The organism is Sphaerochaeta globosa str. Buddy (assembly GCF_000190435.1).
Taxonomy (GTDB): Bacteria; Spirochaetota; Spirochaetia; order Sphaerochaetales; family Sphaerochaetaceae; genus Sphaerochaeta; species Sphaerochaeta globosa.
Window position 1 is genome coordinate 2,511,808 of the sequence record NC_015152.1, and the last position, 24,155, is coordinate 2,535,962.

The 24,155-nt window shown below is 49.0% G+C and carries 22 protein-coding genes and 1 tRNA gene; 7 read left to right on the forward strand and 16 right to left on the reverse strand.

Features of this window, described 5'->3' with window-relative positions:
• Positions 1–62: 62 nt before the first annotated feature.
• The 6 genes from SPIBUDDY_RS11730 to SPIBUDDY_RS11755 form a co-directional block, all read right to left on the reverse strand.
• Complete coding sequence (locus SPIBUDDY_RS11730; protein ID WP_013607979.1) at positions 63–776, reverse strand: hypothetical protein; 714 nt, start codon at positions 774–776, stop codon at positions 63–65.
• A 220-nt stretch (positions 777–996) separates the two neighbouring features.
• Positions 997–2,745 carry an NADH-dependent [FeFe] hydrogenase, group A6 gene (locus SPIBUDDY_RS11735; protein WP_013607980.1) on the reverse strand — a complete coding sequence of 583 codons (1,749 nt, stop codon included), beginning with the start codon at positions 2,743–2,745 and terminating at the stop codon, positions 997–999.
• A 21-nt stretch (positions 2,746–2,766) separates the two neighbouring features.
• On the reverse strand, positions 2,767–4,554 hold the full coding sequence (locus tag SPIBUDDY_RS11740; protein WP_013607981.1) for an NADH-quinone oxidoreductase subunit NuoF: 1,788 nt from the start codon (positions 4,552–4,554) through the stop codon (positions 2,767–2,769).
• The gene (locus SPIBUDDY_RS11745) at positions 4,554–4,958 is read right to left on the reverse strand and encodes a (2Fe-2S) ferredoxin domain-containing protein (RefSeq protein ID WP_013607982.1); all 405 of its coding nucleotides are present in this window, start codon (positions 4,956–4,958) and stop codon (positions 4,554–4,556) included. The genes SPIBUDDY_RS11740 and SPIBUDDY_RS11745 overlap by 1 nt, the downstream gene beginning before the upstream one ends.
• 2 nt (positions 4,959–4,960) lie before the next feature.
• The gene (locus SPIBUDDY_RS11750) at positions 4,961–5,575 is read right to left on the reverse strand and encodes an ATP-binding protein (protein WP_013607983.1); all 615 of its coding nucleotides are present in this window, start codon (positions 5,573–5,575) and stop codon (positions 4,961–4,963) included.
• Positions 5,576–5,595: 20 nt separating this feature from the next.
• Positions 5,596–6,069 (reverse strand): NADH-quinone oxidoreductase subunit NuoE family protein, encoded by a 474-nt coding sequence (locus tag SPIBUDDY_RS11755; RefSeq protein ID WP_013607984.1) that lies wholly within the window; start codon positions 6,067–6,069, stop codon positions 5,596–5,598.
• A 178-nt stretch (positions 6,070–6,247) separates the two neighbouring features.
• Here SPIBUDDY_RS11755 and SPIBUDDY_RS11760 point away from each other — a divergent pair, with 178 nt between their 5' ends.
• Complete coding sequence (locus SPIBUDDY_RS11760) at positions 6,248–6,883, forward strand: redox-sensing transcriptional repressor Rex (RefSeq protein ID WP_013607985.1); 636 nt, start codon at positions 6,248–6,250, stop codon at positions 6,881–6,883.
• Here SPIBUDDY_RS11760 and SPIBUDDY_RS11765 read toward each other — a convergent pair whose 3' ends face one another.
• The 5 genes from SPIBUDDY_RS11765 to SPIBUDDY_RS11785 all read right to left on the reverse strand — a co-directional run bounded on the left by SPIBUDDY_RS11765 (position 6,884) and on the right by SPIBUDDY_RS11785 (position 13,022).
• Positions 6,884–7,879 (reverse strand): endonuclease/exonuclease/phosphatase family protein, encoded by a 996-nt coding sequence (locus SPIBUDDY_RS11765; protein ID WP_013607986.1) that lies wholly within the window; start codon positions 7,877–7,879, stop codon positions 6,884–6,886.
• Between the two features lie 32 nt (positions 7,880–7,911).
• Positions 7,912–10,140, reverse strand: coding sequence for an MFS transporter (locus tag SPIBUDDY_RS11770; protein WP_041380753.1), 2,229 nt, complete (start codon positions 10,138–10,140; stop codon positions 7,912–7,914).
• A 6-nt stretch (positions 10,141–10,146) separates the two neighbouring features.
• Positions 10,147–10,767, reverse strand: a complete 621-nt coding sequence (locus tag SPIBUDDY_RS11775) for an ATP-dependent Clp protease proteolytic subunit (protein ID WP_281047949.1) — start codon at positions 10,765–10,767, stop codon at positions 10,147–10,149.
• Positions 10,768–11,053: 286 nt separating this feature from the next.
• Positions 11,054–11,605 carry a hypothetical protein gene (locus tag SPIBUDDY_RS11780; protein WP_215904711.1) on the reverse strand — a complete coding sequence of 184 codons (552 nt, stop codon included), beginning with the start codon at positions 11,603–11,605 and terminating at the stop codon, positions 11,054–11,056.
• Complete coding sequence (locus SPIBUDDY_RS11785) at positions 11,595–13,022, reverse strand: AAA family ATPase (protein ID WP_013607989.1); 1,428 nt, start codon at positions 13,020–13,022, stop codon at positions 11,595–11,597. The genes SPIBUDDY_RS11780 and SPIBUDDY_RS11785 overlap by 11 nt, the downstream gene beginning before the upstream one ends.
• A gap of 350 nt (positions 13,023–13,372) precedes the next feature.
• Here SPIBUDDY_RS11785 and era point away from each other — a divergent pair, with 350 nt between their 5' ends.
• Positions 13,373–14,254, forward strand: coding sequence for a GTPase Era (gene era, locus SPIBUDDY_RS11790; RefSeq protein ID WP_013607990.1), 882 nt, complete (start codon positions 13,373–13,375; stop codon positions 14,252–14,254).
• On the opposite strand, the gene SPIBUDDY_RS11795 is transcribed toward era, so the two are convergent.
• A complete protein-coding gene (locus tag SPIBUDDY_RS11795) occupies positions 14,251–14,874 on the reverse strand; it encodes a flavodoxin family protein (protein WP_013607991.1) in 624 nt (207 codons plus the stop codon). The two genes, era and SPIBUDDY_RS11795, sit on opposite strands and share 4 nt — an antisense overlap.
• Before the next feature lie 61 nt (positions 14,875–14,935).
• Positions 14,936–16,510 (reverse strand): lysine--tRNA ligase, encoded by a 1,575-nt coding sequence (gene lysS / locus SPIBUDDY_RS11800; protein WP_013607992.1) that lies wholly within the window; start codon positions 16,508–16,510, stop codon positions 14,936–14,938.
• Between the two features lie 81 nt (positions 16,511–16,591).
• Between lysS and SPIBUDDY_RS11805 the strand changes: the two genes are divergently transcribed.
• Positions 16,592–17,254, forward strand: a complete 663-nt coding sequence (locus SPIBUDDY_RS11805) for a septal ring lytic transglycosylase RlpA family protein (RefSeq protein WP_013607993.1) — start codon at positions 16,592–16,594, stop codon at positions 17,252–17,254.
• Here SPIBUDDY_RS11805 and SPIBUDDY_RS11810 read toward each other — a convergent pair.
• Both SPIBUDDY_RS11810 and SPIBUDDY_RS11815 read right to left on the reverse strand, forming a co-directional pair.
• Positions 17,238–18,713 carry a phytoene desaturase family protein gene (locus SPIBUDDY_RS11810; protein WP_013607994.1) on the reverse strand — a complete coding sequence of 492 codons (1,476 nt, stop codon included), beginning with the start codon at positions 18,711–18,713 and terminating at the stop codon, positions 17,238–17,240. The genes SPIBUDDY_RS11805 and SPIBUDDY_RS11810 overlap by 17 nt on opposite strands.
• 78 nt (positions 18,714–18,791) lie before the next feature.
• Positions 18,792–19,898: a BamA/TamA family outer membrane protein gene (locus SPIBUDDY_RS11815; RefSeq protein ID WP_013607995.1), complete on the reverse strand. Its 1,107-nt coding sequence runs from the start codon at positions 19,896–19,898 to the stop codon at positions 18,792–18,794.
• A gap of 123 nt (positions 19,899–20,021) precedes the next feature.
• Here SPIBUDDY_RS11815 and SPIBUDDY_RS11820 point away from each other — a divergent pair.
• Together SPIBUDDY_RS11820 and SPIBUDDY_RS11825 are read left to right on the forward strand one after the other, a co-directional pair.
• A tRNA-Ile gene (locus SPIBUDDY_RS11820) sits at positions 20,022–20,095 on the forward strand.
• Between the two features lie 126 nt (positions 20,096–20,221).
• Complete coding sequence (locus SPIBUDDY_RS11825; RefSeq protein WP_013607996.1) at positions 20,222–21,490, forward strand: tyrosine-type recombinase/integrase; 1,269 nt, start codon at positions 20,222–20,224, stop codon at positions 21,488–21,490.
• Here the strand turns inward: SPIBUDDY_RS11825 and SPIBUDDY_RS16200 are convergent.
• The gene (locus tag SPIBUDDY_RS16200; protein WP_013607997.1) at positions 21,436–21,933 is read right to left on the reverse strand and encodes a hypothetical protein; all 498 of its coding nucleotides are present in this window, start codon (positions 21,931–21,933) and stop codon (positions 21,436–21,438) included. The two genes, SPIBUDDY_RS11825 and SPIBUDDY_RS16200, sit on opposite strands and share 55 nt — an antisense overlap.
• Positions 21,934–22,124: 191 nt before the next feature.
• Here SPIBUDDY_RS16200 and SPIBUDDY_RS11835 point away from each other — a divergent pair, with 191 nt between their 5' ends.
• Both SPIBUDDY_RS11835 and SPIBUDDY_RS11840 read left to right on the forward strand, forming a co-directional pair.
• A complete protein-coding gene (locus SPIBUDDY_RS11835; RefSeq protein ID WP_013607998.1) occupies positions 22,125–23,180 on the forward strand; it encodes a hypothetical protein in 1,056 nt (351 codons plus the stop codon).
• A gap of 51 nt (positions 23,181–23,231) precedes the next feature.
• Positions 23,232–23,798 carry a KRAB domain-containing protein gene (locus SPIBUDDY_RS11840; RefSeq protein WP_013607999.1) on the forward strand — a complete coding sequence of 189 codons (567 nt, stop codon included), beginning with the start codon at positions 23,232–23,234 and terminating at the stop codon, positions 23,796–23,798.
• Positions 23,799–24,155 lie beyond the last annotated feature (357 nt).

A 24,155-nucleotide genomic window follows, 5' to 3' on the forward strand; every position in this document is an offset into this window, starting at 1 on the left:
CCGTTGACGTTAGGTTTGCATTCCTTCTCTTTGTGAAATAAGTATCTGATCTGAGAAATCGCTCAACTGCGCAGCGTCCGGTAAAGAAGGTAAAAGGTGCCAGGCAACAGCACTGCGAGAAGCCGGTACATACTGGTCGCCGAGAGCGTCAGGAATCCTGTCACTACCCCGACTACAATACTCACATCGATTATGACGAAGACGAGGGTCAGAAACTTCGCCACTTTGGTGCGATAGAACCCTGGACGGGGTTTGATCTGCTGCATTGCCGGCCGAAAAGAGGGTTCGCCTGCCTTCTCTTGTTGCTTTCCCCCGGATACAGGGATGCTCTGGACAAAGCTCTGTACAAACTGATCGAAGGCTGTATCGTGCATGGTTTTTCCAGCAATTTTCCATTGGAAGTAAGGTTTCTTGCCCCTGATGAGCAAATACGGATAGGCTTGCCGGTTTCGATTGCGGTCATAGTCAAGCGTATACCATTCGATACGCGCCCAATCGATATGAGTCAGACGCTTCAGTTGCTTGTATCTCAAAACCTTCGGATTGATCGAACGGGTTAGTCCATCGAATTCCAAGCTATACCGGATTTCAGCCGAACAGATGAATAACACTGCCGTAATAGTCCCCACCAGCAGCAGCACTTGTGCCCAGAAAGGCAATCCGAGCGGAAACGAAGCAACCATCACGCCTATTCCAAGTTGGGTGCTGATCAGCAATTCAGGCAGAACGCCTCCCGAAACCAATCCCTTGCACCGGTACTCCGCAGGTTCAAGCATCCACATCACCTCCTGGCATTCATTGTTTCATGCTACCATGGTTTTGTTTCATCACATAGATTCGATGCTCCCCGTCTAAAGAGTCCTACGATGGTTTTTCACCATCGTATCGGTGATCATTAGGTGCAATACAAGCGACCCAGACAGTTGTCCGGGTCGTGTCATTACAGAGAAAGGCCCGGCCTGTCGGGGGCCGGGCACATTGGATACTGGCCAACTATCAGGCCTTATAAACAGGAATTTCCTGATAGGTGGTATGCAAGAGATGATGCGCCTTGTGGCTCATCGGCTTTTCGAGGTAGGTCTCGTAGAGTTTCTGAATCGATTCATTCTCATGCGAGCGCCTCACTGCGCTGTTCTTGTCGTCGGTATACAGACCGGCGGAGCGTTCCTTGCGCAGACTATCGGTAGCACCGTAGGGCTGACCGCCACCGGCGATACAACCACCGCGGCAAGCCATGACCTCGATGAACTCATAGGGAGCTTGCTTGCCCTCAGCCTTGGCAGCGCGGATCTCATCCATCACTTCCTTGACATGGGACAGACCGTGAACGACAGCTACGCGAACCGGAGTTCCGTCAAAGTCGACCGTTCCCTTCTTGATTTCAGAAAGACCGCGAACGACGTCTACCTCAACGTTCTGAAGCTCATTACCGGTTACAATATGGTAGGCAGTGCGTACTGCAGCTTCCATAACACCACCGGTGGCACCAAAGATGGTACCGGCTCCGCTATACTCACCAAGCGGACTGTCGGCCTCTTCCTCGGCAAGAGAAAGGAAATCGATTCCCTGACTCTTGATCAGACGGGCGAACTCGCGGGTGGTCAGCACCAAATCCACATCTCTGAAGCCGCTGGCGTACATATGCTCGTCGCGATCGGATTCATACTTCTTCGCGGTACAGGGCATTATGGCAACGGTATACATCTTTGCAGGATCCATGCCCATCTTCTCGGCATAGAAAGTCTTCTCGATAGCTCCAACCATCTGCATCGGGCTCTTGGCACTGGACACATGGTCAAGCAGGTCGGGGTAGTACTTCTGAACGTAGTCAACCCAGGCCGGGCAGCAGCTGGTCATCTGAGGTAGTGCTCCACCCTTGGTCAGACGGGTTACCAGTTCGGTTCCTTCTTCCATGATGGTGAGGTCGGCACCGAAGTTGGTGTCATGCACAGCCTTGGCTCCAAGCCTGCGAAGTGCAGCATAGATTTTCTTGGTTGTGACAGTCCCTGCAGGAAGACCGAAGGATTCGGACAGTCCTACACGGATTGAGGGAGCGATTTGGACGACGACCTGCTTCTGGGGATCAGCGGCAGCAGCGAGGAAGGTTGCAATCTCATCCTTCTCATAGATGGCGCCAACCGGGCAGTGTGCAGCACACTGGCCACAGCGTACGCAGGGGCTGTCCTCAAGCTTGAGCATGGCAGCGGGAGCCATGCAGGTCTCATCGCCACGACCGATGAACTCAAGGGCAAATACACCCTGGAGGTCCTGGCAGACCTGTACGCAGCGTCCGCACTTGATGCACTTTTCTGGATCCAAAACGATGGAGGCAGACGAAGTGTCCTTTGCGCGGTCATTGAGGCGGACCTCAAAAGGCTGCTCACGGATGCCAAACTCAGCAGCAAGGTCCTGCAGCTCACACTCACCATTGCGAATACAGGTAAGGCAGCTGGAGGGGTGCGTGGACAGAATCAACTCCAAAATGGTCTTGCGGGCTTCGAACAACTCATGGTCGTGGGTGATGACACTCAGACCTTCATTGACCGGTGCTGCGCAAGCACGAATAATCTTTGCGCTGCCTTCCTGCTTCACGATACACAGACCGCAGGAGCCGAAGGGCTTGAGGTCTTCGTGGTAGCAGAGAGTCGGGATTTTGACCCCGGCTTTCTTGGCTGCATTCAGAACACTGGTCCCCTCTTCAACTTCAACAGGGATGCCATTTATCTTCACATGTACGATACTCAATTGTTTACTCCTCTCCTGATCCTAGTGGATTTCGACAGCGCCGAACTTACAGGTCTCCATGCAGACTCCACACTTGATGCAGATGGACTGATCGATGACATGAACCTGTTTTCGTTCGCCTGAGATTGCAGCGACGGGACACTTTCGTGCACAAGCCGTACAACCGATACACTTCTCGGCATTGATCGTGTAGGAAATGAGTTTCTTACACTTACCGCTTGGGCAAGTCTTGTCCACGATGTGGGCGAGATACTCTTCCTTGAAGTGTTTGATCGAAGAGAGGACCGGGTTTGGAGTGGTCTGTCCCAGAGCACACAGACTGCCCTTCTTCATTGCCTCGCCGATATTGGCAAGGGTATCCAAATCCTTGAGCGTGCCATTTCCTGCAGTAATCTTCTCCAGGATGTTGCACAAGGACTTTCCACCGATTCTGCACGGGGCACATTTTCCGCAGGATTCATCAACGGAGAAGTTCAGGTAGAACTTCGCAACGTCGACGATGCAGTCGTCCTCGTCCATGACGATCATACCACCGCTTCCCATCATCGAGCCGATACGGATAAGCGAGCCGAAATCGATCGGGGTGTCGAGGTTCTCTGCAGTGATGACGCCGCCTGACGGACCGCCGGTCTGCACAGCCTTGAACTTTTTGTCATGGGCAATGCCGCCGCCGATGTCGTAAATGATCTCACGCAGGGTGGTTCCCATCGGAACTTCTACCAGGCCGGAGTTGCGGATCTTGCCGGTAAGGGCGAAAACCTTGGTTCCCTTGCTGTCAGCAGTACCAATCTTATTGAACCAGTTGCCGCCCTTGGTGAGAATAACGGGGACGTTTGCCCAGGTTTCAACGTTGTTGATAACCGTCGGCTTACCCCACAAGCCTTTTACCGCTGGGAATGGGGGACGGGGCTGGGGCATGCCACGCTTGCCTTCGATGGACTGCAACAGGGCAGTTTCCTCACCGCAGACGAACGCACCGGCTCCAAGACGAATTTCAATATCGAAATCAAAACCGCTGCCCAGAATGTTCTTGCCCAAGAGGCCGTATTCACGTGCCTGCTTCATGGCAATTTCAAGGCGGTGGATAGCCAAGGGATACTCGGCACGAATGTAGATGAAGCCTTGGTTTGCACCGATGGTCTTACCGCAGATGGTCATGGCTTCGAGCACGGAATGCGGGTCGCCTTCACATGTCGAGCGGTCCATGTAGGCACCCGGGTCCCCTTCGTCGGCGTTGCAAACGACATACTTGGTGTCGTTTTGTACTTGACGGGAGAAATTCCATTTCATCCAGGTGGGGAAGCCGGCACCGCCGCGGCCGCGCAAGCCTGCAGTCTTCAGCTCCTCGATAATTTCCTCACCGGTCATCTCAAAGAGAGCCTTTTCAAGACCTTGGTAGCCTTCACGGGCAATGTATTCATCAATGTTTTCGGGATCGATAAAACCGCAGTTGCGCAGTACGATACGAAATTGCTTCTGGTAGAACTTGATGTCCTCAACCTTGGCATGCTTGCGGCTGGATTCCTTGTCGTACAGCAGACGGGTGACTTCGCGGCCCTTGATAACGTGCTCGCTGATCAACTCCTTGGCATCCTCGGGAGTAACTTTTACATAGAAAGAGTCCTCAGGAAGGATTTTGACGATCGGGCCCTGCTCACAGAAACCGAAACAGCCGGTCTTGACGACCTGCACTTCATCAGCGATTCCCTGTGCCTTGCACTCCTCTATCAGGTTCTGGTAAATCTGGTCCGAGCGGCTTGACTCACAAGCAGTACCTCCGCAGACCAAGATGTAGTTTCTGAACGCCATTATTTACCCCCGTTCTTCTTGATGATGTCAGCTGCCGGCCGATCGAACATGTGGTCGGTCACCAATTGCTTACCAATGATGTGCTGTTCAACGATCTTACGAGCGGTTGCAGCATCCACTTTTCCATAGATTACGTCGGGCATGCCGGGAACGATGACCTCGATGGTCGGCTCTACATAGCAAAGGCCCATGCATCCGGTCTGGGTGACCGATACGTTTTCAATTTTCATTTCGTCCAGAACCTGCAAGAAGGTATCGAGTGCGACTTTGGCGCCGGCGGCAATACCGCAAGTACCCATTCCCACTACAATGCGGGAATCCTTTCCCTCGATATCACGCTTCTGCAGCTCGCTTTGCTTCTGGTCCCTGAGCTTTCTCAGCTCCTCTAGTGTCATTTTTGCCATGTTCACATCTCCTGTTGTTTGGAAAGCGGCGCTTTTTGCTTGTGTAGATTCAGACTTGCGTAATATTGCCGAACATCCTCTTCCTGTGAAGTCACATACTCCTTCAACAGGTTCAAGGTCCCACTGGTGGTCAGGCTTCCGAGTACTTCCTCAAGCTCCAACTTATCCAGCTGGTAGCTCCCCGAGCCTTTTTGTGTACTGATCGTCCGCTTGATGACAAACCCCTTTGCCAGTGGGTGAGCCAACAGAATTACGAACGTTGCACACAGATCCCCAAGTGGTGGGGCATCAAGGTGGGCCAGATTGAAACTGAATTCAACGGTGGTACCGACCCCGACTTCGGAATGGAGGGCGAAAGTTCCTTCACAGGCTTCACAAGCCTGGATGAGAAACGGCAACCCCAATCCTACCTTACGCGTACTGTGCTTCTTCCCATCCGTGTAGAACGGGTCGAGCACCCTTTTCTGAACCTCTGCATCCATCCCCTTCCCATTATCCCGAACCGTGCAGTCCAATCTGTCCTCGGTTTGGTCGATCAGCAGTTCAACCTGTGAACTGTCTGCCTCGAAGGAGTTTTGTACGATATCAAGCAGATAGTCGTCGATGCAGATATGCATTACGAAGAGCGCCTCTCTTCTTACCTGAACTTCGCGATGATTCCGGAAATCTGGTCTTTAGTGACCTTGCCGAAAACCTCTCCACCGACAGTCATTACGGGAGCAAGCCCGCAGCAACCGACACACCGTACCGCATCAAGGGAAAAGTTGCCGTCCTCGGTAACTGCTCCGACAGGCAGATGAAGCTGCTTGTCAATCTCGTCAATGAGCGGCTGTGCACCCTTGAGATAACAAGCTGTTCCCAGACATACCTGGATGTTGTGCTTACCCGGCTTTGTCAACTTGAAAAAGTGGTAGAAAGATACGACACCCCAAATGGTAGCCAAGGGTACATCGAGCTGAGCTGCCACCAGATCCGCTGCCTCGCGGGAGATGTAGCCCTGTTCCTGCTGTACCTTATGGAGCACCATGATGAGATTGCCCGGCTTGGTTTTCCATTCCTTGATGAAAGACACCAGAGCGGGTGAGAACGTGAATTCGTTATTGTCCGACATGTAACCTCCAGTACCCAAATAAACGTTGGGAGTATCCTAGCACTTTTTCCTCTCTCTTGTACATAACATTTTTGACATAAAACAGGGTTTTATCTACAAGACTCTATTTTTTGGAACAATATATTGACCAAGTACGAGAGTTAATGTACAATTTTTCACATAAACAGGAGTAAATGATATGAACAACGACCAACTCATACGAATCACCAGATACTACCGCTCGCTTAATCGTCTGAAGACCATCGGACTTGAGAAAGTGTTTGCACATAACCTAGCCGATGCAGCCGGTGTTTCAGCTGCAATTGTACGTAAAGATTTCTCCCAATTGGGAATCCATGGACAGAAACGCGGCGGCTATGAAATCCACGACCTACTGATTTCCTTGGGTGAAATCCTTGGCAAGGGAGACAGCCAGAACTGCATTATCATCGGCTGCGGGAGAATCGGAAAAGCGTTGATGCACTACAATGGCTTTGAGCCCGACGGCATCCGTATTGTTGCAGGGTTTGACAGCGATCCGCTGGTGTACAGCGATGCCTCGCATCCGGTGCCCATCTATCCTATCAGTCGTATCGATGAGGTGGTCGAAGCTCTGGAAGTCACTGCAGGCATCATCACCGTTCCTGAACAGGCAGCATCGGACAGCTATGAACGACTGCTCAAGGCAGGAGTCTTGGGAATCCTGAACTTCAGTCCCATCACTCTCAAGCCTCAGGCAATCGAGGACGGACGCATACCTGTCGTGCACAACATCAACATTGCCTTGGAGCTGGAGCAGATTTTCTACGAGCTCAAGTTCCCCAAGGCGAAGTAATCAGCGCCGTTTCAGGGTCATCAGGACCGGGAAATGGTCGCTGACACCTTGCAATGTATTCAAATTCCACGCATAGGGCCTGCCGTCACTGCTACACAATGACGGCAGGTTCTGTATTGTAAAGCTCTCATACTCCCATCCCATACCATCAAACAATTTGTTGTTGCACAAAATCTGGTCGTACCGATGCCACTGCCCGTCCCAATTACAGGATCCCGAAACACTGCTAGTCCATGCCTGGTCCAAATAGGGGCAGTAGTAGAGAGCGGGAGAGAGCTGTTGTGAGCTTCCGACCAATCCCAGTGAACCGGCGTTTTGATACACTCCTGCATCGGGGTGACTCATATCAACCAGGGCCGGCTGCCCACTTTCTGTAGACCATATGCTGGTGGGATCCTCGTTGAAGTCCCCGCACAACAATACGGCTGAGCTTGCATGTTTCTGTGCCGCCGACCCTACTGCCTTGGCAAGGGCAAGGCGAAGCTCCGACCCATCCCCGATCTGACTTTTGGCATGGAGGGCGAACAGGCAGATATCTCCCGCTTGGGTGGCAATGGTTGCCTGAAGCACCGGCCTGATACCATCAGAGCCGTGAACCAGGGAAGAAGTAATGGGGTGGCGGCTGATGATGGCAACAGAAATGGCAGCATCAGAGCCTTTTGCCACAGCATACCAACGATACCCTTTGCGTCCCAGATGGAGGGACAGCAAGTCTTGTACCACAGAAAGTCCTTCAACTTCCTCAAGTATTATCGCATCGGGAAAACCGATTCTATCACTGAGGAGCATAGTGCTGAGTGTGGTAAGGCGCATGCGGTAGGAACGATCTGTCCAATTTTTTGCATCTTGATACTCCGGGTATTCACCTCCATCCAACTGTGCATCGAAGAGGTTCTGCACGTTGTACGAAAGCACACGGAAATGTTTCGGGTCGTCTTGGATATCGCAGGAACAACCGGAGAAGAGTATCAGAAAAACAAGAAGTACAATCACCATGCCCAATAAGGTATGCAATCACCCTGTTTGCTTCAGCTCTTGGCGTTCTTTCCCAATGAATAACTGAAATACAGCATTGCCAGGGCATCCTGGACATCGAATGTAGCAATGTCCATTTCCCTAGCCCGGAGAAGGCCTTTCTTCAGGTTGTCGAAGCAGGGGTCGAAACCGACATCACTGACTTCAAGGATGCCCAGACAGAAGTCCCTGAGCGCCACCCAATCCTGATTTTTAAAATAAGACAGTACTTCGTTGAAATAGAGGTCAATCTGGTTCAGGTCTCGTGCTTCGGTAAGGAAAGGAGAAAGGAAATCCTTCGGAGTTCCCAAGTTCATCTGCTCATAGAGCCCGGCTAGCCGGGGGGAGCCGAATTTCAAGAAACTTGCGATGACCGCATAACGGGTCTGACGGAAAGTGGCGCTGCGCCCTTGGTCGATCGAGAGGAAGAACTCCTGATAAAAGGAGCCACTCTTGTCCATGAAGCGCTTGGCAATTAAGTAATCGATGACTTCATCGATGTGTTTAGCCGAGTGGCTGAGCTCATTGACCAAGCTCAAATATTCGGTACTTTCGGTAATCCGCGCCAAGCTCTTGCTGGCCATGGAACGTACTGATGACCATCTACCGTGCAGCATCAGCTGAAGGAGGGCATCCTTGGCCTTCTCTTCCTTGCGATACGATCCCAGAGCGGCTATGGCATCGAGCTGGACATAGGAATCGTCGTCACGGGCCACTTTGATCACATCGTCCAAAAGTGATTTTCTCGGCCTGTCTGCAAGCGTACGTACCGCCTCCAGCTTATCTGGAGAGAATGGGCTGGCCAAAATCTGCTTCAGTTCGCTGGTGGCAAGGTTGTTGAAGTTTTCTCCCAAACTGAGCATCAAAAAGCGGCGTTTTGCCGGATCGTTGGTTCTCTCAAGCTTTTCGATCATGGAAACAGCACGGATGCCGTGCATCGAGAATATGACCTGTGCAGCTTCCTGGGATGAATAGGCTCCTACTTCCTGCAATCTGGTTGCCACGAGAACTTCAATCATGGTCAGGGCGATTGCAAACAGAAAGACCAGCGTATAGCCGTTGCCGGCTACTCTTCCATCGAGCACAAACAGACTGCGGGCAATATCGCCTTTATCGGCCAAAAATCCACTGAAGATTCCGACAAAGAACGCAATGATGGCTATGACAAAATTGACCATGGAATTGAAGGGAACCGTCTCATCATCGGGCATGACCTGGGCGACCAGGCGGAAGGTCAACAAGCTGATCAGGGCGACAAAGAAATTGGTGAAGAAACCCAGCACGAAAAACCATATTGGATTGACTGATTTGGTAATCAGGACCCAGGCCATAAAAAAGAAAAGGGCGAACAGGGTCGAGAAGAATACCAAGGGCCGGGAACCAAGGCGGTCGGAGAACTGTTTGCTGACAAAACTGGCAGCAATGACTGAAACACCGAGAACCACCGAATACAAAACGACCACTGAATTGGAGAGTCCCAGTTCAATGCGCAAGAACGGTGTGGTAAGACCGAAAATAACGGCTACAGCGGTAGAAAGCCAACGCAGGATCAAGCGGCGACGGAACATTTGCTGGGCCATAGCTTCTTTGAAGAGAACCATGACGGTTCTCCCCTTCTTGAAGACGATGGTGCTTCGTGATGGGATGAGGGACATCTCGCGGCTGGCGGCAAAATTGACGATTACTCCAAAAATTTGCAGTCCGACGAGGCCCGCCAAGCCGCCAAAGCGCTGAACGCCCAATATAAGTGCGGTAAGGCAGCGGACCACAATTGAGGAACTCTGATAGGCAGCGTTCACATTGGCCACCACCTTGCCTCGGTTGGAGACACTGCTGATGTTCTTCAGCGTCGAGTCGTTAAGGGCGATGCCGATCATACGGAAGATGTTGAACAACGTGTACACGAACAAAAGTAGGAGTACGGCCAAGTCACCCGAGATGACGAACAAGCCTACATACCCCAAGCACACCACACCGCGCAATACCCAAACCAGCGATTGTACTTTGATTTGGTTACGGCCGTGAAACATTTGCGGAACAAAGGGAAGGACGATACCGGCTATGTAGCTGGCCGACGAGATGTAGCCCAAGGCAATATTGCCGGCGCCGAAGTAGATAGCCAAGAGATACACAATAGTATCGCCAAGCAAGCTGTAAGCAACACCGTTGTACAGCTCCTGGCGGTACATATGCTTCCTACCAACTCGTTTTTCTGCCTCGCTGAGGTATTTTGTCTTGGGCATGGCTCGTTACAGCTTACTCCTGTGGGAGACAATGTTGCTAACCAGACCGTAGGCCTTGGCTTCTTCTGCAGTGAGCCAGTGATCCCGCTCGGTATCCAGTCTGACGTCCTCGGCACTCTTACCGGTTTCTGCGGCAATGAGGGCATCGAGCTTGAGACGGAGTTTTTCCAGGTGCAGTGCATGAATTTCAATATCGGTTGCCACCCCGCGCATCCCGCTCATCGGCTGGTGGATCAGGTAGGTGGAGTTGGGAAGTGCGATGCGTCGCTCTACAGGGACGGCAAGCAGAACGAGGGCTGCTGCACTGGCCACGAGTCCCATGCCGATCATGGTAACAGGGGCGGTGATGAAACGGGCCATGTCAAAAATTGCATATCCGGCATCGACGTCGCCGCCTGGGCTGTTGATAAAAATCTTGATGGGTTCGTTGCTTTCGCCCTCGAGGACCAACAGCTGCTTAATCATGACTTCTGCAGTTTCCTTGTTGATTTCCCCGCTCAAAAGTATGCTTCGGGTCTTCAGGAGTTTTTCTTGTATCTGCGGATCCTGCACTGCAGGCTTCTTTTCTTCTTCTTGTGGCATGTAACGCCCCTTCTTTTCAGTTGAATTCCATAAAGGTCCAGTCAAGTATACGGGATAAGAGCGTCCTTGAAAAGGGAGATGGGTTTGGGATTCTTACCCAAATCCCTACCGTTCATACCAAGATGTTCGCTTCCCTAGTAATACAGAGATGATTCAATATCCGTTACCTATCGGTCTAAACGGTTTAGTATACCTTTCAGAAGCTTTAGCTATGCATATTCCCAAGTTGGTGTGGCGTTCAAGAGAATGTTTGTCCTTTTTTATGAAAGCCCAAGATTCCAGATATCCTCCCCCGACAGAGAAAGATGATTCGGATATGAACTTCACGAAGTCAGGAATATTGGAACCATACTTTTTTTACAAAGCTTAACGAGTCCCTTTCCTTTTCATCATCTGTGGAATTTAGCTTGTCGTACAAAACATGATCCAAGTTGCAGGACATGAAATACGCCTGATACGGAATAGCGCAAAGCATCGGCGTCGAGGAAATCCTGTCGACACAACCACGCTTTGTCATATTACGATTAATAATGCCAGTAACATCGGCGGTTCGGATCTCCTCCAGCGAATAGATGGGTCTCTTTGCTGTTTCATCCTGAACCACCGCATCATCGGGAATGTATGCTCCATCCGTATCCACGATGTGGACAATTTCCTGAAAATGCGTCTTGGCAAGGTGATTCGAACTCATATACGTTTTAACAATACCTCCAAGCTTTGCAAGAATTGTCGAAGAGCCAACCCCTTTCTTTGTAGTAACATCACCATGGGTGATTTGGATATGCACAGAGTTCTTGTCATACATCTGTTCCAGCAGAACACCGAGCGCTTCATCGTCTGAAGGTCCCTCTACAATCACGAACACTATCTTTTTACGAGCCAAAGTATTCTCCAGCCTTCCTGAACGAAAGCGCTATTTCAGCATTGTTCGTTTGTTCATAGAGTTCTTCATCCTGTTCCCCAAGCATGATGTCTCGATAATAGAAGTCTCGTAGGTTGTTGTTATCCTTCACTTTTGTCATCCGTACGTAACGGTTATGTGGATTTGTTGTCGTGAATGCAATGAACCCGCGATCCAGCGTCTCAAGTGGGCGTAGGTTGTGTGAAGTAAAGATCAATTGACCCTTCCCCTTCTCAGAAATAATCCTGAGCATCTCTCCAAGCAGATACTCGAAGACTCCGGAATCAAGTTCGTCAACGGCCACCGTAATGGACGGTTGATTGTAAACGACGATGAGAAGTTGGAGGATGGAGATCAGCTTCTTGATACCCTCTGATTCATAATTGAGTGGAATCTCCCTGCTGTTCTTGCGAGACATGAGCTGGATTCGGCTTCCCTCCTTGCCGTTCTCAAGAACCTGAGTACCTAAGTCCTTGACACTAATCGTAAGCCCGGGAACGATTTGTTGCAGGACCGTATTCATGTTTTGGATGACCTTTATGACGATATCCTTTGCCTTCAGTGGTATCAAAGCTGGTTCATTGAGTGGAATCATCATCGAACCGAGGGCTCCCATGTTCCCTTCAGCGAACTTGAAGCTCAAAGGCTGTTCATTGAGACTTATCAGGCCGGAATTAGTGGTATTGATGACAAAAAGCTCGTGGTTTCCAAAGTTCACCAGGTTCTCGATGAGACTTGTATAGAATGAAAGTTCCTTATCGGAATGCATAGATTCCTTCAGAGTGCTTCTTACAGCGTCCAAGAACTCCCTAGAAAACACAAAGGAACGGGATTGTGCGCTTGCAAGCTTCTTTGCGACAAGAAGGTTTGTGATAGATTCCTTGTCATTACCAATCAGAAGCTGCCTCTTCGGTCTTGGAAGGAAGACTTCTGTTGTATCTGTATCAACGAGCTTGCCTGTCCTGATTTGCTTGTCACTCAGAATCGGACACTTCAGGATTTCATTGCATATACAGACCCGCTTCTTAGTATCAACAGTTTGGAGGGAAGCTATATTTCGTTCGGGAGTATCCAAGACCGACTTAATGCTGAACTGGTATGAAAGTGTAGAAGTATCCTCAAGGGTATTCACAGCAAACTCAAAAACAAGCGTAGCGACATCCGAATCAACATTGATGAATTCTGCAAATTTCCCCGGGATTGTACTTCCGCATAGCACATGCTTGAGAAGTTCCAAGGAATCTATCAAGGCTGTCTTGCCTGAACCGTTTTGGCCATAGAGGCCCACAATGCTGGCCCGGTAATTCTTTCTTGTGTTTTCGAGAGATAGCGATCCGTCGATTACATTCTTGAAGTTGTGGATGGATATACCGACAATCCTTACTGTAGCCGATTTCATAAGCCATCCTCCTATCCTCTTTTGTCTCTCCAAAAAGATGGCATTACTTTCCATATTTGTCAAGTTGAATACCTCAAATGATATTTTTTGTACCTTTTCCTTCATTTATATTTGATTTTTCTTAATTCCATCATGTATACGTATTCCATCCAAGCTTACGGATTCGGTATACCTAACAAGAGGAATTTTCATACGTGTAAGCTTCCGATGTACTCGGTTTGCTTCAAAGTATAAACGTGACAGAGAAAAGGCCAACTGCATCAAGTGGATGCTTTCCAAAACTCAGGCGAACTGGACATATATACAAGGAAGAGAAAATTCCCGATACTTAGCGTAAGGAGCAACACCCTATGAAATGTGCCACGGTTGCCATTATCGGCCGACCATCTGCAGGCAAAAGCACCCTGCTCAATACTATTTGTGAGATGAAAGTCTCAATCACCGCCTCTACGCCCCAGACGACCCGCAACGCCATCAGGGGAATCTATACCGACGCCCGTGGTCAGTTGATCTTCACTGACACCCCGGGTTTCCACCTCAGTGAGAAGACGCTGAACAAGCGCCTGCAGGATACGGCTCTCAAAAGCCTTGAGGAAAGCGATGCAGTGCTCTACATCATCGACTCCAAGCGCAGTGCCGGAGAAGAAGAACTTGCCTTGGTCTCCCATATTGCCAAAATTAAGACTCCGGTAATTTGCGTCATCAACAAGGCCGACATTATCCGCGACAGTGAAGAAGAGGCTGTAAAAGCCTTCCTTGCCGAACACCTTCCCGACAGGCCCGTGCTCAAAGCCTCGGCCAAGTTGGATGAAGGGGTCGATGAGATTCTTATCGAACTGTTCAAGATTGCCCCTGAAGGGGAGCTGCTCTACCCCCCCGATGCGTACACCGACCAGAACCTGGAGTTCCGTATCAGTGAAATCATCCGCGAGAAGGCCATCAATCTGGTCACCGAGGAGATTCCTCATGCCATTTATGTCACCATTGAGGACATAGAGCATACCGAAGCTACCAATACCATCTGGATTCGTGCTGCCATCATTGTTGAGCGCGATACCCAAAAGGGTATTGTGGTCGGCAAGGGTGGAGCCAACATCACCAAAATCCGCAAGGGTGCCGAGCCCGAGATCCGTCAGATTTTCTCCGGCAAGAAACTCAGGCTCGACCTCAGGGTAAAAGCCCAGGACAAGTGGAGAAACAACTCCGTCGTCCTGGACAAGATCCTGCGCTAACGGATGTAATTCGTAACAAACTGACGTTCAGCCTCAGGAGCTACTACACCTGCTTGTCTGCCTGCCTCGATCGAGGCGAGCAGCCAGGCAAGGTTGGAGCCTAGGTTTCGCATCACCTGCAGTCCCTCCAGGTCCTGTTCAACTTCTTCTACTGAATTTCCGTGGACACTGTCCCAATACGTTGAAGAGACTACCGGCATGCCGCTGATCGTAAAGTACTTGTTCAGTTGGTCGAAGGAAGCGCTGGCACCACCTCTTCTGCAGGAGACCACGCTGGCCCCGGGTTTGAGGTACATACGCTTGGAAACAACGCGGAACAACCGGTCCAGGAAAGCACTGCCCGCACCTGCAATACTTGCGTAGTGCACCGGGGCTCCTAAAATAAGGGCATCACAGGCCAGTGCTTTCTGACCCGCCTCATTTACTGTATCGTCGTTGAAAACACAAACACCATGCTTGAAGCAATAGCCGCAGTCGATGCAGCCATGCAGGCTCTCTTTGCCGATCCACAAGATTTCACTACTGACTCCTTTCTTTTGAAGAACAGAAGCAATTTCCTCAAGAGCCCGGTTGGTACAGCCCTTTTGGTGGGGACTGGTGTTGATCATCAAAACATGCATAGAAACCTCCAAATAATAAAAGGGAGCCGAAGCTCCCTGTAAGTATGCCACACAAGTACGATTAATACTTGGTAAGAATTGCCAGAACTTTCTCTTTTCCACAGGTCTGCAGGAAAGGTCCAAGTTTCGGTCCCTTGTCCTTGCCGATCATAATGCTGTAGACAAGCTTGAAGAAGTCACCGGTATCCAGACCATTGAGCTTTGCAGCATCGTAGAGGCGCGTGGTGTACTCTTTGTCTTCCAATACATCCATCTGCTCAACGACTTTCACCAAGTCGTGAATTGCCTTGGTCTGCAGTTCATCCAGTTCTACAAGTGCATCGCCCTCATGCCAGAGTCGGTATTTGAAGTCCTCAGGGGCAAAAGTGGTAATCCAGTTCCAAGCACACTTGCACCGGGTTCTGAGTCGATCCTTTTGGCTAATGGTCATCTCGCCGAGTGTGCCGATGGCCCGTTCGATATCACCTTCATGCAGCTGAAGGAGGTTGCACAGATGGCGGAAAGGAATCTGGAAGCAAGCTTCAGAGGGAATCTCACCAACTTGGCTCAGTTCATAGATTCTCTTCTCCTTCTCCTTACGCTTCTCATTGACTTCCTGCAGTCCGAAGTAGATGCGTTCGCAGGTATCGTAGTCCTCGTAGATTTTCAGTACGTCAAGGTCGAAGGAGATGGCAAACTCCGTGTTCGGCCGCGTACCGGCGAACATGAAGCGGGTAATCTCAGGCGTATAGACTTCCAGGACATCATAAATATCGATGACCTCACCGCTGGACGAGGAGATTTTGCCTCCCCTGCCCTTGATACTGATGAAGTCGTACTGGAACGATACCGGAGGCTGAGCCCCGAAGACGGTTACCACCTTCTTGGAAGTATCGAAGCTGCCGCCCTCGCTGTGATGATCCTTTCCGGCCGGCTCGAAGTCAACGCCCTCATGAGCCCAACGCATGGGCCAGTCGATGCGCCAAGGCAGCTTGGCATAGGGAGTAGTACGCAAGTCGATGGTCTCGGTTTGTCCGGTCTCATCGTCACGATAGGTAATATTCCACTCGCCATCCCAGTCGAGAACAGTGGTTGTGTCCTTGTCGGTAAAGGAGGAGAATACGGAAATCGGCCACCAGTCAGCTTCCAACGGTTCGGTGCGGAACTCGTCAAGAATCGCCCTGATCTCGTCTTTCTTCTCCAAGGCGGTTCTCATGCCCTGGGCGTACATGCTTGACCGGTAGCGATCAGCTTGGTAGAGAAACTCGGGCTTTACACCGACGGTCGGAAGAATTTGCTCGACATCCAATTCATTGGCACGTGCATAGTTCTCAGCCTTGCCGGTGGTATCGGGAACCAAGGTGATGGGTTTGCGCAAATAGGTTGCCAAAAGCTCGGGCTGAGGCATATTTTTAGGAACTTTGCGAAATACATCGTAGTCGTCCCAGCTGTAGATGAAGCGGACCTGTTTGCCTTTGGCTTTGAGGGCTCTCACCACCAGGTCGACCGAGATAATCTCCCGGAAGTTTCCAATATGTACGGTGCCAGAAGGGGTAATTCCGGAGGCACAGGTATATACCTCTTTCTCCCCTTTCTCACGAATGATCTTGTCGGCGTATATATCCGCCCAATGTGTAGATACGTTCTGTTCACTCATAAACGTCGATTATAGTGAATCATATCCATCAGTTCAACTGCTGGTTGCCAAAACCAATAGCGGGAGTTTATACTCTTTGGTATGAAACGATTGATGGCATTGCTTGCAGTACTTCTTCTCTCATCGCTTTGGCTCTTTGCAGCCGATGAACCGCTGCAACCCGGCAGCGTCATAGAAAAGGGAATAGCTTCCTGGTACACCACTGACAAGAGCGAGAGCTTGACTGCCAATGGTGAAATCTTCGACCCCAATGTACTGTCAGCCGCCCACAAGAGCCTGAAGTTCGGCACCATTGTCAGAGTGACGAACCTTGCCAACGGAAAGAGTGTGGATGTGCGCATCAACGACCGGGGCCCCTATGTTGATGGAAGAATCATCGACCTTACCCCGGCTGCTGCCAAGCAGATCGACATGCTCAATAGTGGTATCTCATCGGTCGACCTAACCCTGATTTTCGAACCGGAGGTTCCTGAGTCAAAGTACAACCGTGCAGGTGACACCGGCTGGTATCAGATCCAGGTGGGAGCCTACTCCTCCCTGCTCACCGCCTATGCCCAGTACGACAGGCTGCTCAACGCAGGGCTCAAGCCCTATGCCGAGCAACTTCCCGACTCTCAGGCAGTGCGGCTTACGGTACGCTGGGTTCCGGCTTACCAGCTCGATAGAACGATGAAGGCTCTCTCAGCCCTTGGCTTTGCCGAGAAGAATGTGCTGAAGAAGAGCGAGGTCAATCCTTACCGCTAAAATGCTTTCCATCCTGCTTGCAAATACACCGTGCAATGTCACGACCATCCTTTGCAGCGGTGGGAAGGCCGCCTCCGGGTGTTGTCCACTGCCCGATCATGGCAAACTGAGAAAGGCCTTCCAATGTCTTGGGGAGACGTTTTGAAAGCGATGCCTTGGTGGGGGCAAAGCCCTCAAAGCTACCCTTGTAGTTTCCGGTGTAGCGTATGACCGAGTGCGGGGTACTGACATCGACCATGTCGATCAGCCCATTCAAGGGTCCCAACACAGCTTCCAATCGCTTGATCACCTCTTCTGCTATACGCTTCTTCTCGGCTTCATACTCCTGTGGTCTCTCGTTAGCTAGCGTTTCCCAACGCTCCCACTCCCAGGTATTAAACAATACGGTCACCAACGTGCAGCCTGCCGGAGCAAGGGTAGGATCGAAGGCGTAGACATTCAGGTTGAAACTATTGTGGATTGTACCGTCAGCAAGGACGATGGGCTGCTCAAAGTAGGGAGTTGAGGAATGTACGAACTGATGCAACTCTTTCCTAATTCCCAAGGCAACCATGACCGTGGAGGGAAACAGCAGGTACTGCTCATACGCTTCTTGGTAAGCAGAACTAATGTATTGGCCACCAAGCATCGAATATAAGGTGGTATAGCCATCGGCTGCGCTGACCACATAGTCGCTGGCTATCGTCTCGCCTCCAAAAAGCTGTACTCCTACGGCTTTTCCCTCTGAAACCAATACCTTTTCTACAGGACTGTTGAACCGGAATGTCACCCCAAGTTGTGCAGCTTTTCGCTCTATGTTTTTAGAAAGGTTCAGAGAGCCCCCGATTGGATACCCGGCACTCTTAAGTGGCTGCTGGGAGAGTCCCAGGGTAAGGGCTACCAAGCTCCAGGCTGGAGGAACTGAACAGAGAAAGATCTCACGCATTTTGGGATTCTTGAATCGCTTGGCATACTCTTCCATGGGCTTGAGATGGCTCATCATGGTGGCAAACTGTATCAGGCCGGCATAGGTGCGCACCAGAGGATTGGCCGAGAGCGTACCGCCGAGGCGCTTGAGGCTACGGTAGAATTTCTTGATTTCTTTCTCGTCTTCAGGGGCCAGCTGGAGCAACTCATCCCTCAGTTGTTCAAGATTGCTGGATAGGCAGAGAGAATCACCGGTGGAAAGGCCTATGGTGGTGAACTGGTCGAAGTTAATAATTTCAACTGTTGATCCATCAGCATTGGTGAAGGCACCCAGTTCCTGCCACATAGAGTAGAACTCGGTTCCTTTGCGCGAGCCCATCAGCCAATGGATACAGTAGTCTACGGTGTAGCCTCCCCGTTTCCACGAAGTGCAGAGGCCTCCGCTCATGCTGTGCTTCTCAAGGACGGTTACTTGGTAGCCATTTCTTGCAAGATAGGAGGCTGCAGAGAGCCCTGCTATTCCAGCTCCGATGACAACGATGTGCTTTCCCATGTCACTTCCTCCAGACACTTAGTCTCATGTATTGTACCATGCTGAATACAAATGAGAAGAAAATGTTGGGAAAAAGAGTTAGAACTGCAGCCTTGCCAGGATTTTGCCGACCATTTTTGACCCTGGATATTCGTAATTCTCCCCTGCTAGGAGGTAGGCCATTTCATAACCGATATCCATGTATGAACGTACAGTGAAGGTTACCGCTACTCCTGTGCTTGCTATGAAGTCCGACTGAGCAAGAGACGTGTTATACAACTCCCCCCAGCCGTAGCCGAAGTCGAGGAAGAGTGCCAGGCGGGGAAAGAAGCCGGAGAGAAAGGGTTCCGGACCGTTGAAGCGAAGATCGATCTGGTTGGCTAGGGAGTAATCGGTGGGAAACTGGAAGGTTCCAAAACCCCGTACTTTACTGCCCAGAGTGGCATTCTGCTGTACTGCTAAGGGAATACTGGAACCAAAAACAATACTCGATGAAACTCGATTGGAAATAACAATTGAATAGAGGTTCTTTTCTTGCTCACGAATATTGAAGAGAGTCTTGGCAGCTTGGGCTTTACCTTCAATGCGAACATAGGAGGCGTTTGCATTCATAAGCATGGGGCCGAACCAGAGGAGAGCTGAAGCAGAAAAGCCGTCCGTGGCGGTAAGCGTGTCGACAAGGTTGTTGTATTGGTAGGCCAAGCCGATATTGGTGCCAATTCCTGATAGCGGACCATATACACTATCACCACCTGAAAACCAGGAAGATAGGGTTTGGACGGTGCCGCTATCCAGCACAGTTCCAACGATCATTGAATCGAGGGCTTTTTCATAGGAACCTCGGTACCCGACAAAGAGGCTGTGCTTTTGTGGAGAACCAAAGTATTGGCGAAGTCCTATGGTCCAATCGAAGAGCAGCTGGTCATAAACCAAGGGGTTAGTTGATAGCATTGCTCCAGATAAGGGATTCTGCCAAACAAGTCGTTCATGGTAGCCGACTTTTCCCAGGAGATAGAGATTGGTCTTCCAGTCGGCAAATAATGAAAGATCGTCATTCACAATTCCTGCCCTGATTCCGGTTGGAATAAGGCCGGCACTGATGCGGGGGTGGCCTTCCCAGCTGTCGTAGGCGAAAGACCAAGAGGCAAAGAGCGAGAATGGCAAGAAGCAAGCAAGGATGATCATCCAAACAATCTTCTTACGCATGCCTGTCCTCCTCTTTTATTGGTCTCAATACTACCACAGCAAAGAGACTCTGAGTACAAGTACCATACCTCTTCACAAACATTCTTTACATTCTTCCAAAAATCCTTTAGATTACCATCAATCGGGCCTATAGCTCAGTTGGTTAGAGCATCGGACTCATAATCCGTGGGTCGAAGGTTCAAGTCCTTCTGGGCCCAAAGAATTACTTCTTACGTTGTAAGAAGATAGCGTAGCTCACCGGAAAAACCGGCAGCATGTCACATCGCAACTGTACCAAAAGGTGTACCAAAAACACCTTTTGGGGTCAGTTTCAGGAGTGGAACATGAGCCGGAAACCCTTCTATCTTTCCCGTCATGGTAGCGTTTGGTACGCAAGAATTGTTGATCCCAAAACAGGAAATCAGCTCTCAGCAATAAGCACCGGTCAAACTAATCGGGATATGGCTGTCATGACTGTGTCCCGTTGGCTTGTCGAAGGAATTCCTCAAAAACGTATAAAGGCAAAAAGAGATGTCTCTGAAGCCATTACCGTAAATCGATTGTTCAATGTTCTTCAAGATATTGATCTCACCAATCGGGAAGCTGAGAAGATTATGACCATTCTCAAGCAACGGGGACTGCTCAAGAAGATCAAGGAAGCAGAGGATAGGGACCTCATCACCTACCTGCTCGACTTTTACAACTATGACACCAGTCCCTATGTACGGGAGAAGCTTGCACATGGCCAGTCCATCGGAAAGACACACTGCCAAGACTCAGTAAATCGCGTCAATATCTATTGGAAGAAGTATTTTAAGAAGAGAACACTTTCCAGTATCACCAGGGATGAGTTGAGAGAATTTTCACTCTCTTTAAAAAAGAAAGGTCTTGCTGCAGCCACCATCAATAAAGTCATGCTTGCCGGTAAGGTTGCCTTTGCTTGGGCCTATCAGGAGGGCTACATTCATACCAACCCCAGCGAAGGGCTCAAGAACTTCGTTGGCAAAGCGAAAGAAAGAGGCATTCTCACCGATGAAGAGAATACCGCCCTCTTTGAACAGGAATGGAAGGAAGAACGATCGTATGTGGGCAATTTGGTTGCCTCCACCTGCGGGCTCAGATCTGGTGAAGTGTTGGGACTCAAAGCTGAGGATATTGGTTTGGATAGGTTGTTCATCCGTCATTCGTACAGTCCGCTTGATGGGTTGAAAACTCCCAAGAATGGAGAACAACGCCAGGTACCGTTGCTTCCTGAAGTCAGAGAAAAACTACTTAGCCTTGTCGAGAAGAATCCTTGGGATGATGGGTTCATCTTCTACAGCGACAAGGCAGGCCAGCCTATGGATCACAAGTTTTTAAATGATGGGCTGATGGAGGCCATGATCAAGATTGGCATTTCTAAGAAAGAAAAGGAAGAACGCAATATCGTCTTCCATAGCTGGAGGCACCGATATGCGGCTAAGATGGCTGACCTGGTAGATGCTAGAAGCCTTGGGCTGGCCACGGGCCACAAAACGATGGCAATGCTTGAGCATTATGCCGCCCATGCGAATGAAAATCATTTCAAAGCTGTCAGGGAAGCAACGGAGAAAGCTTTCGGACAGGCAAAGTGAAGTAACTTACATACAGGGAGAGAACGACTCAAAACAGCGATTTTCCAGTCGTTTTCTCCCTTATATAATGGGAAAAACTTTTGGACATCCAAATTACGGGGTAGAATGTACTCTAGAGGATGGGACCACAGAAAACCCGTTATTATGACAGTATACAGCTGAATCTGCATTCTTCCAGGTACCTGAGTAGCCAATTTATTCGGTACCCAGGGCAGCTTCACCAAGCCATTCTCATAGACAGGGGTCAAGCCGACGGACTTACCCTGACCGTTCTTGTTCTTGTATTGCAGAAACCAGGAGAAAGTCGGATCAGCAAGATTATCCCCATTGGTGACGGCAGCAAGACAGAACAGGATACCATCTTTCCACGTCTGTCCCCCGATGATCAGGTTCTTAATTTCTGCAGTTTCAATCGTCTTCGACCTCAGATGGGCATCAACCATGATTCCTCCTAGCTCTATAGCTCAGAGGAAGTTTAACAAATGATTGGTACCCCCGAACCAAGGGGAAATCTAAATCTTCAGAATATTCTGGCCGAATGCTCTTGTGATATGAAGATGGTGAAACTACACTGAGAGAAATTTTGAACAACTAGGCTGAACAAGAATTTTACTTCAAAACGGAGAATATTATCATGAGTAAAAAGAAAAATAAGCCACTTGACCTATTTAAAATCGAAGTAGATGAAAGCCTTTTCCATCCAAATTTCAAACAAACAATAATTCCTGGCAATAAAGCAGTCAGGGACGTTCTTACCCAATGGGCTGATGGTTTCAAAGATCGTGATGGAAAACTGGCAAAAGAATTCCAAACAACCTATAACTCGGTGTTTTGGGAGTTGTATTTGTTCAATCTATTCAAACATTGGGGTTTATCGGATGACTTTAGATATGATGCGCCAGATTTTAATATCAATGAATTCAATGGTATCTGTGTCGAAGCTGTAACAGCAAGTAACGCTCTTGATTCTGACCCTGAATGGATTAACTCTGGAAAAGAACCAGAATTCATTAACTTAGAAAATCCTGATGAACATGCAAAATTTGTAAAGGAATCGACAATAAGATTGGCGAATGCCATCTTTTCAAAACTAACTAAATTTAAGAAAAGTTATGCAGAACTCGAACATGTCAAATCGAAACCTTTTATTATTGCACTCGCTCCCTTCGATCGTCCTTTTTTCTATATACAGACCTCTCAAGCAATCTCACTGCTTTTATATGGAAAGTGGATTAGGCGTATTGATGAAACTACAGGTAGATTTGAAAATCTCGATTTCATTCAGAAGGAAAATGGAGCCGATATTAATCTTGGCATATTCAACAATGATAGCTGCTCAGAAATTAGTGCAATAATTTTTTCAAACGTAGCTACTTTTGGCAAGGTCCAAGCGATGGCTAATAAAATCAAACCATTTCCTGCAATTTTTCAATGGGTCCGATTTAACAAAAATGTATTCGGGAACCCACATATCGGCGCATCATGGGGAAAAGATTACGATGAGTCTATAGAAGATGGAATCAGTATATTATTGAACCCATTTGCAGATCATCCTGTACCTGAAGATTTTGTGAAGAAGTTCCAAACTATTCATAGAAGTGCAAATGATATGGATTCTGCTGATAATTCTCTGCTCGCCAGAATGACTCAACGGATAACATTAAGGGATGATGATAAAAATTCCATTTAAGACGATTCTAAAATACAAAGTATCATAAATTCATTATGAAGGAGCTGGATTATGGATTTAAAAACATTCATTGCCAATATTATTGATTCTGCTATATGGCCAGTATTTCTAATCGCTCTTCTTATCATTTTCAGGAAACCACTAAGGAAACTATTGGGTAGAATTGCCTCCTTAACTTTTAAAGATGTCGCAGTAGAGTTCTCTGAAGAACTAGCCCAACTTAATGATTTAAATCCTGGTCTAGAGTCCAAGAAACCAGAAAAAAAATCCTCGCCGCTAAAACAAGTCTCTCTTGATGAAATAGTAAGAGAATCACCGAAAGCGGCAATCCTCATGGGATGGAATCAGTTAGCTGATAGCATTTCCTCAAACTTAAGAAGATTAAATCTTAGATCTGAAACTATGCTATTTGATTCAGTCTCTGGAATGGGTAAGCTTATAAGGAATACAGAGCTTGAAAGCGTTACTAGTTTGGTTTTTCATAAGCTTTACAATCTGAAAAATATGGCTTCCAGTGAAAATGCAAAAATCAGTGAAACAGATGCAAAGGACTATTTGAATAATGTGTCCTATCTGATAGACAAGATATCTCGTGCAAAACTAAAACTTAACGACTAGCCAGGTTTCCGAATTACAAGTACAGCACTATGGAGCCCAAGGCCATCCTCAAACTCACAAAGAACCAAACATAATAAAGCTGCCAAAACAGCACTCCCCCAGCCACTACCCCTAGCGCATCAGCCAGCAAATCTCCCCAGCTCCAGATGTTCCCTGGGGCTTTGTGATTACCATACTTTTTCCCTATTCTAAGGAAGATACCACTGAGTACTCCTGCTACCGGATGATGTATCCTTGCCCCCTGTATACTGTATAGGAGAACCCTTTGTTTAGTTTTCTCACCACGGAAAGCCATTCCGCGGGTATAGTATTATATTTACTTATATAATTTACAATTACATTATTTCCATTTCTAAC

Bases quoted from the DNA above. Each gene is read 5' to 3' on its own strand.
- SPIBUDDY_RS11730 (WP_013607979.1), bottom strand. From the start codon at position 776: ATGCTTGAACCTGCGGAGTACCGGTGCAAGGGATTGGTTTCGGGAGGC.
- SPIBUDDY_RS11740 (WP_013607981.1), bottom strand. From the start codon at position 4,554: ATGGCGTTCAGAAACTACATCTTGGTCTGCGGAGGTACTGCTTGTGAG.
- SPIBUDDY_RS11745 (WP_013607982.1), bottom strand. From the start codon at position 4,958: ATGGCAAAAATGACACTAGAGGAGCTGAGAAAGCTCAGGGACCAGAAG.
- SPIBUDDY_RS11750 (WP_013607983.1), bottom strand. From the start codon at position 5,575: ATGCATATCTGCATCGACGACTATCTGCTTGATATCGTACAAAACTCC.
- SPIBUDDY_RS11755 (WP_013607984.1), bottom strand. From the start codon at position 6,069: ATGTCGGACAATAACGAATTCACGTTCTCACCCGCTCTGGTGTCTTTC.
- SPIBUDDY_RS11760 (WP_013607985.1), top strand. From the start codon at position 6,248: ATGAACAACGACCAACTCATACGAATCACCAGATACTACCGCTCGCTT.
- SPIBUDDY_RS11765 (WP_013607986.1), bottom strand. From the start codon at position 7,879: ATGGTGATTGTACTTCTTGTTTTTCTGATACTCTTCTCCGGTTGTTCC.
- SPIBUDDY_RS11770 (WP_041380753.1), bottom strand. From the start codon at position 10,140: ATGCCCAAGACAAAATACCTCAGCGAGGCAGAAAAACGAGTTGGTAGG.
- SPIBUDDY_RS11785 (WP_013607989.1), bottom strand. From the start codon at position 13,022: ATGAAATCGGCTACAGTAAGGATTGTCGGTATATCCATCCACAACTTC.
- era (WP_013607990.1), top strand. From the start codon at position 13,373: ATGAAATGTGCCACGGTTGCCATTATCGGCCGACCATCTGCAGGCAAA.
- SPIBUDDY_RS11795 (WP_013607991.1), bottom strand. From the start codon at position 14,874: ATGCATGTTTTGATGATCAACACCAGTCCCCACCAAAAGGGCTGTACC.
- lysS (WP_013607992.1), bottom strand. From the start codon at position 16,510: ATGAGTGAACAGAACGTATCTACACATTGGGCGGATATATACGCCGAC.
- SPIBUDDY_RS11805 (WP_013607993.1), top strand. From the start codon at position 16,592: ATGAAACGATTGATGGCATTGCTTGCAGTACTTCTTCTCTCATCGCTT.
- SPIBUDDY_RS11810 (WP_013607994.1), bottom strand. From the start codon at position 18,713: ATGGGAAAGCACATCGTTGTCATCGGAGCTGGAATAGCAGGGCTCTCT.
- SPIBUDDY_RS11815 (WP_013607995.1), bottom strand. From the start codon at position 19,898: ATGCGTAAGAAGATTGTTTGGATGATCATCCTTGCTTGCTTCTTGCCA.
- SPIBUDDY_RS11825 (WP_013607996.1), top strand. From the start codon at position 20,222: ATGAGCCGGAAACCCTTCTATCTTTCCCGTCATGGTAGCGTTTGGTAC.
- SPIBUDDY_RS16200 (WP_013607997.1), bottom strand. From the start codon at position 21,933: ATGGTTGATGCCCATCTGAGGTCGAAGACGATTGAAACTGCAGAAATT.
- SPIBUDDY_RS11835 (WP_013607998.1), top strand. From the start codon at position 22,125: ATGAGTAAAAAGAAAAATAAGCCACTTGACCTATTTAAAATCGAAGTA.
- SPIBUDDY_RS11840 (WP_013607999.1), top strand. From the start codon at position 23,232: ATGGATTTAAAAACATTCATTGCCAATATTATTGATTCTGCTATATGG.